Below are 6193 nucleotides of genomic sequence, written 5' to 3' on the forward strand. Positions count from 1 at the left end.
GGCAAATGCGCTTGCAGGCCGACCCGCCGCAACAGCGAGGAGAGACGATGAACGAGCTGATCCGGATGACCGCCCGACAGGCCGTGGCGGCCCTTGCCTCACGCCAGGTCTCGCCCGCCGAGCTGATCGATGCGGCGGCCGAGCGGATCGCCGCCGTGGAGCCGATGGTCAACGCCCTGCCGACGCTGTGCCTCGACCGCGCCCGGGCAGCGGCGGAAAAGCTGGTGCCGCCCGATCCGGCGCCGCCGGGCTATCTGCATGGCCTGCCGGTGGCGATCAAGGATCTGGTCGAGGTGCAGGGCGTGCGCACCACCTGGGGCAGCCGGGCCTTCGAGAAGCATGTTTCGCAGCGCTCCGACTATTCCGTCGAGCGCCTGGAGCGCAACGGCGGCATCGTGATCGCCAAGGCGAATACCCCGGAATTCGGCGCCGGCGCCCAGACCTTCAACGAGGTGTTCGGCACCACCACCAATCCGTGGAACACCGCGCTTACGCCGGCGGGTTCCTCCGGCGGCTCGGCCGTGGCGGTCGCGACCGGCGAGGTCTGGCTGGCCGACGGCTCAGATCTTGGCGGCTCGCTGCGCATCCCGGCCAGCTTCACCGGCATCGTCGGGCTGCGGCCGTCGCCGGGCCGGGTGGCCTGGGGGCCGCGCACCCTGCCTTTCGACACGCTTTCGGTTCTGGGGCCGATGGGGCGCAATGTCGGCGACTGCGCGCTGATGCTGGATGCCCAGGTCGGCGCCGATCATCGCGATCCGCTGAGCCTGCCGCGTCCGGAAACCTCCTTCGTCGAGGCCGTGGATCGCGCGCTGACGGCCGGCCGCCTGCCATCGCGCTTCGCCGGCGGCTGCCGCATCGGCTGGACACCGGATCTCGGCCTGTCGCCGGTCGACGCGGAAGTGGTCGAGATCTGCGCCGCGGCGGTGAAGCGGCTGGAGAAGCTCGGCGCGAAGGTCAGCGACGAGACGCCGGATTTCACCGGCGCGGAGGAAAGCTTCCAGGTGCTGCGCGCGGCCAACTTCGCCGCCTCGGTCTGGCCGCGCATCGAGGGCAAGCAGGATCTGGTGAAACCGGAAGTGATCTGGAATGCCGAGAAGGGCCTGAAGCTCGGCGGGCCCGAGATCGCCGAGGCGCGCCGCGTGCAGGGCGCGATCACCAACCGCCTCATCGGCTATTTCGAACGCCACGACTTCCTGCTGCTGCCCACCGCGGTGTCACCGCCCTTCGATCATCGCATCCGCTATCTGGAAGAGCTCGGCGGGCGGAAGTTCGACACCTACATCTCCTGGCTGGTGCTCACCTTCGCCATCACGCTGACCGGCACGCCGGCAATCTCGATTCCGGCCGGCTTCACGCGCAGCGGCCTGCCGGTCGGACTGCAGGTCGTGGCGCGTCCGCGCGGCGAGGCGGAACTGCTGGCCTTCTGCGCCCTGCTTGAATCCGATCTCGGACTGGCCGCGCGGGTGCCGGTCGATCCCGTTGCGGGCAGCGCATCATGATCGTCCCGTCCCTGCGGCTGGCGCTGGCGCAGCTGCCCGACCCGACCTTCCGGCGCGTTCTGTGGCGCTCGCTGCTGGTCAGCATGGCGGTCTTCGCCGTGCTGGCGGTCGTGCTGTGGTTCGGCGTCGCCATGCTGCCCGAGACCGAGCAGACCTGGCTCGACTGGGTGATCGGCTTCGCGTCCGGCGTGGGCTTTTTTGTAGCAATGCTGTTACTTTTTCCGGCCGTGATGACGGCGGCGGTCGGACTGTTCCTCGATGACATCGCCGATGCCGTCGAACAGCGCTACTATCCCGGCGATCCGCGCGGCCGCGCGCTGCCTTTCTGGCCCGCTCTCGGCGGCTCGCTGCGGTTCCTCGGCATCGTGATCGGCGTCAATCTGCTGCTGCTGCCGATCTACGGCGTGCTGATCTTCTTTCCGCCCTTCATGTATGCGCTGTCGCTGCTGGTGAACGGATTCCTGGTAAGCCGCGAATATTTTGAAGTCGTAGCGTGGCGCTATCTGCCGCGCAGCGAAGCCGACCGGCTGCGCCGGCGGCATCGCGGTGATTTATGGCTGTGCGGTGTAATTATTGTTCTTCTATTAACCATTCCTTTGATAAACTTCGTTGTGCCGATTGTGGCGACCGCTTTCATGGTCCACGTCTACAAGCGGCTCCAGGCTACGGGTTGAAAACCGGAGGGGTTCCACGGGGGCATTTATTCAAGAGGAGTTCGCGTATGTTTGGTCGTAAAAAGCCAGCGTCCGATACCGCGGCTAAGCCGTCAGCATCACCGACCAACGCAGGCGTCCAGCCCCAACCGGGCAAGGCGGCGCCGGGCAAGATTGAAGACGATATTCCTCCGATGCCCGCTCATCTGCGCGCCGTCGGCAAGCCAGTTCTGCCCTCCACTTCCAGTTCCACTACGGGAGCCACCATGTCCGAGAACCCCACGCCGACCTTCCGCCCTGAAATCGCCAAGCGTCCCGGCCCCGAGTTGCCGAAGGCCACGAGCCAGGCGACTGCCACCGCCACCGCCAGCGGCAACCGCAGTGAGGGCCATCCGGAAGCCAAGGTGCTGATGATCGGCCGCGAGATCAGCCTCTCGGGCCAGATCACCGCCTGCGACCGCGTCATCGTCGAAGGCAAGGTGGAAGCGCAGCTGACCGACAGCCGTTTCGTCGAGGTCAGCGAGACCGGCCAGTTCAAGGGGTCGGCGGAAGTCGAGGAGGCCGAGATCCGCGGCCGCTTCGAAGGCCGCCTCAGCGTGCGCGGCCGTCTGCTGATCCGCGGCAGCGGCAAGGTCTCGGGCGAGATCGCCTATGGCCAGATCGAGATCGAATGCGGCGGCGAGATTTCCGGCACGGTGCAGACCGTGGCTTCCGGCTCGCGTCCGGCCTCCTCGTCGTCTTCGGCGGCCGCCGAATAACCACGCGGTTGACGTGTCTGGTCTGACTCTGCAGCGCGGAGCTTCTGCTCCGCGCCTGCTCTCCGCTGCGTTTGTTCTTCTTGCCCTGACGGCCTGCGGCATGTCGCCGAGCGGTCCCGTCGTCGATACCAGTCTGGTCGAGGAACCGCTGGATCTCGTGCTGCGGCCGGTGACCGACCGGCCGGCAACCGGACCGCGCCGTCCGGTCAGCGCCGATGTGGTGATGAAGTCCGATGCCGAGGCGCGCGCCCTGCTGGGCCAGCCGGCGAGCCTGCGGCGCGAGCCGCCGGGCGAAGTCTGGCAGTATCTCGCCGAGACGCCGCGCTGCACGCTGCTGCTGTTCCTCTATCCCGAAGAGCGTGCGGATTCCCCCAATGCGCGGCTGCGTGTCACCCATGCCCAGGTGTTCAGCCGCGTGCGCGGCCAGACGGTGGACGATTCCGAATGCCTCGCCGCCCTGCTGAAGACGCCGGTGCCGAGCGTGGAGACCGCGCCGGCCTCCTGACATCCGGCCTGCGTGGCTACGCGTCGCGCTTCAGCACGTCGCGTGCGAAATCGGCGTAGCTGGCGGCCAGCGGCGTTGCCGCCGCCAGCGCCCTGTCGCCGGTGACCAGCCGGTCGCAGCAGGCCTGTGCCACGCGCGCGAGAATCTCGTCCCGGCTCATGTAGGTGATGTCGTCCGCGATCACAGTCGCCGGATCGACGCGGGTGCCGCCCAGCCGGCGCAGCAGGCCGAGCAGTGCCTCCCGTCTGGCACGGTTGCGGATCTGGCGGATCTCGTCTTCCTGCACCGGCGTGGTCACCAGCGTGACGGCGCCGGCGGCGATCGTCGCCGCGATGCGCTCCTCGTCGCCTGCGGTCAGGATCGCGTCATAGGCGTTGGTGTCGAACATGACGCGCAAGGCTGCGCTCCTTCGCTGGCCGCGCTCCTTCAGTCCGGCGCCTTCGTCTTCGGCCGGAAGCTGCAGAGATCGGCGACGGTGCAGCGGAAACATTCGGGCCGCCGCGCCTTGCAGACATAGCGGCCATGCAGGATCAGCCAGTGATGCGCATGCCGCCGGTATTTCGCCGGCACCGCTTTCAGCAGGCCGAGCTCGACGGCGAGCGGCGTCTTGCCCTTTGCCAGCCCGGTGCGGTTGGCGACGCGGAAGATATGCGTGTCCACCGCGATGGTGGGTTCGCCCCACAGCACGTTGAGCACCACGTTCGCCGTCTTGCGGCCGACGCCGGGCAGGGCCTCCAGCGCCTCGCGGTCGCGCGGCACCTCGCCGCCATGCCGCTCCACCAGGATTTTCGACAGCGCGATGACGTTTTTGGCCTTGGCGTTGAACAGGCCGATCGTCTTGATGTGCTCCTTCAGCCCGGCCTCGCCCAGTTTCAGCATCTGCGCGGGATGGGTGACCTTTCTGAACAGCGCGGCCGTCGCCTTGTTCACGCCGGCATCGGTCGCCTGGGCCGAGAGCACCACCGCCACCAGCAGGGTATAGGCGTTGACGTAATTCAGCTCGGTCTTCGGTTCCGGATCGGCGGCCGAGAGGCGGGCAAAGAACTGTTCGACGGCGGCGGGTTTCATCGGGCTCGGCGGAAGACGGAACGGGGCTTGGCAGAAGCGGGCGGGTCATGATCTTTAGACCGCGATGATCCGCTCCGGCAAGCGCGCTGCCCTTGTGGCCCTGCTGCTGCTTCTCGCGCCGCTGCCTGCCGCGGCGCAGGAAGCCTGCCGCATCCCCGACAGCCTGCAGCCCGCGCCCTGTTCGCGCCGCGAGGCCGCCCGCGGTGCGCCGGGCGATTTCGATCATTACGTGCTGGCCTTTTCCTGGTCGCCGGCCTTCTGCGCCTCGGATGCGGGCCGCGGCAGGACCGGACAATGCCGCGACAACGCTTTCGGCTGGGTGGTGCACGGGCTCTGGCCGCAATATGCCGGCCGCCGGCAGGCGCGGGAGCCCTGGCCGCAATACTGCGCGCCGGACCGGCCGCTGCCCGGGGTCCTGCTGCGGCGGCATTTCTGTACCATGCCGGACCAGCAGCTGATGCAGTGCCAGTGGGCCAAGCATGGCAGCTGCAGCGGGCTCGACGCCGAGGCCTATTTCGCCGCCATCGCCGCGCTGCGGCAGCGCTTCGCCCTGCCGTACCCCGAACCGGATTCGATGCCGTCGGCCCGGCTGCGCGCGGCCGTGCTGGCGGCCAATCCCGGGCTGGAAAGCCGGCATCTGCGGATCATCCGCCGCGAGGGCCGCATCCGGGAGTTGCGGATCTGCCTCGACCGCAGCCTCAGGGCCCCCGTGGACTGCCGGAGCTGATCAGCAATCAGGCCAATTCTTCCCAATTATTACGAGAATTGGGGCTGGCTTGATGCAACTGTTTCCCCTAGGGTAGCCCGCACACGGAGGGCGGGCATTTGGCGATCACCAACGAAAGCGAGAAGCTGCGGCGCGAGGCGAACCGCCTCCTGGCCCGGGTCGAGCAGCAGGGTGTCGCGCTGGTCGCCCGCTACCAGTCGGGCCGCGCCTTCTCCGCCCGCTACCAGGATTTCCGCCGCTTCATCGAGCAGGTCGACCAGTTCCAGGTCTTCGTCGATCTGGTGGAGGAGCGGCTGCCGCAGTTCGAGGACAGCAAGCGCGCGGCGCTGGAGAAGCATCTGGCGCAGCTGCGCTGGCGCGTCGTTATCATCGAGGTGGATGCGACGCAGGTCTTTGTCGTGCGCATCGTCGAATCCGGCAAGCCCTGGCCGCTCGGCTCGCGGCAGTTTCTCGAGCGCCGGCTGAACCGGCTCACCGAGATCGCCGAATATTTCGACCGCTGCGGCGAACGGTTCGAACTGCCGCCGCTGGCCGAGACGCTGGTGGACGCGGTCAGCGGCCTGCTGAAGGCCGAGATCGCCAGAACGCCGGCGCTGGAGGATTTCGGCATCCATCACGAGGCCTTCATTCCGCCGCGGCTGCGCATCGAGGGCCGGGCGCGGATTTCGCGGCGCGCGGCCGCTCCGGCGGGGCTTCCGGTCCGCGCCGCGCCGGCGCGCCGCTTCCGGGTGCGCGAGATGGCCGGCCGCTTCTATGCCGAGCGTGGTTCGATCGTCGCCGTCAGCGAGGCCTGCCGCGCGGTCAACATGAGCCTGGACGAACTGGCCCAGCAGCTCGGCCTCAGCCGCCCCGCCCTGGTGCTCATCCTCAACGGCACCGACCCGATGCAGCGCAACCAGCTCGACCAGCTGCGCAGCTTCATCGGCAATCTCGGCGGCGATGTCGCCGTCGAGGCCGGCGACCTGCCCGTGGCGTACTGAAAA

At 68.2% G+C, this 6193-nt stretch carries 8 protein-coding genes; 6 read left to right on the top strand and 2 right to left on the bottom strand.

Features of this window, described 5'->3' with window-relative positions:
- The first annotated feature begins 47 nt into the window (after positions 1 to 47).
- From VKZ87_RS05895 to VKZ87_RS05910, 4 genes are all read left to right on the top strand, one after another.
- On the top strand, positions 48 to 1499 hold the full coding sequence (locus tag VKZ87_RS05895; RefSeq protein ID WP_324220326.1) for an amidase: 1452 nt from the start codon (positions 48 to 50) through the stop codon (positions 1497 to 1499).
- Positions 1496 to 2173, top strand: coding sequence for an EI24 domain-containing protein (locus VKZ87_RS05900; RefSeq protein ID WP_324220327.1), 678 nt, complete (start codon positions 1496 to 1498; stop codon positions 2171 to 2173). The genes VKZ87_RS05895 and VKZ87_RS05900 overlap by 4 nt, the downstream gene beginning before the upstream one ends.
- Positions 2174 to 2418: 245 nt before the next feature.
- Complete coding sequence (locus VKZ87_RS05905; protein WP_324220328.1) at positions 2419 to 2910, top strand: polymer-forming cytoskeletal protein; 492 nt, start codon at positions 2419 to 2421, stop codon at positions 2908 to 2910.
- Positions 2911 to 3010: 100 nt separating this feature from the next.
- Positions 3011 to 3415: a hypothetical protein gene (locus VKZ87_RS05910; protein ID WP_324220329.1), complete on the top strand. Its 405-nt coding sequence runs from the start codon at positions 3011 to 3013 to the stop codon at positions 3413 to 3415.
- Between the two features lie 16 nt (positions 3416 to 3431).
- Here VKZ87_RS05910 and VKZ87_RS05915 read toward each other — a convergent pair whose 3' ends face one another.
- Positions 3432 to 3812, bottom strand: coding sequence for a hypothetical protein (locus tag VKZ87_RS05915; RefSeq protein WP_324220330.1), 381 nt, complete (start codon positions 3810 to 3812; stop codon positions 3432 to 3434).
- A 29-nt stretch (positions 3813 to 3841) separates the two neighbouring features.
- Entirely contained in the window at positions 3842 to 4483 is a 642-nt protein-coding gene (gene nth / locus VKZ87_RS05920) for an endonuclease III (protein WP_324220331.1), read from the bottom strand.
- A gap of 64 nt (positions 4484 to 4547) precedes the next feature.
- Between nth and VKZ87_RS05925 the strand changes: the two genes are divergently transcribed.
- Entirely contained in the window at positions 4548 to 5210 is a 663-nt protein-coding gene (locus tag VKZ87_RS05925) for a ribonuclease T2 family protein (protein ID WP_324220332.1), read from the top strand.
- Positions 5211 to 5308: 98 nt separating this feature from the next.
- Positions 5309 to 6190: a hypothetical protein gene (locus tag VKZ87_RS05930; protein ID WP_324220333.1), complete on the top strand. Its 882-nt coding sequence runs from the start codon at positions 5309 to 5311 to the stop codon at positions 6188 to 6190.
- Positions 6191 to 6193 lie beyond the last annotated feature (3 nt).

It is taken from the genome of Ferrovibrio sp., assembly GCF_035304305.1.
In the GTDB taxonomy this organism is placed as follows: domain Bacteria; phylum Pseudomonadota; class Alphaproteobacteria; order Ferrovibrionales; family Ferrovibrionaceae; genus Ferrovibrio.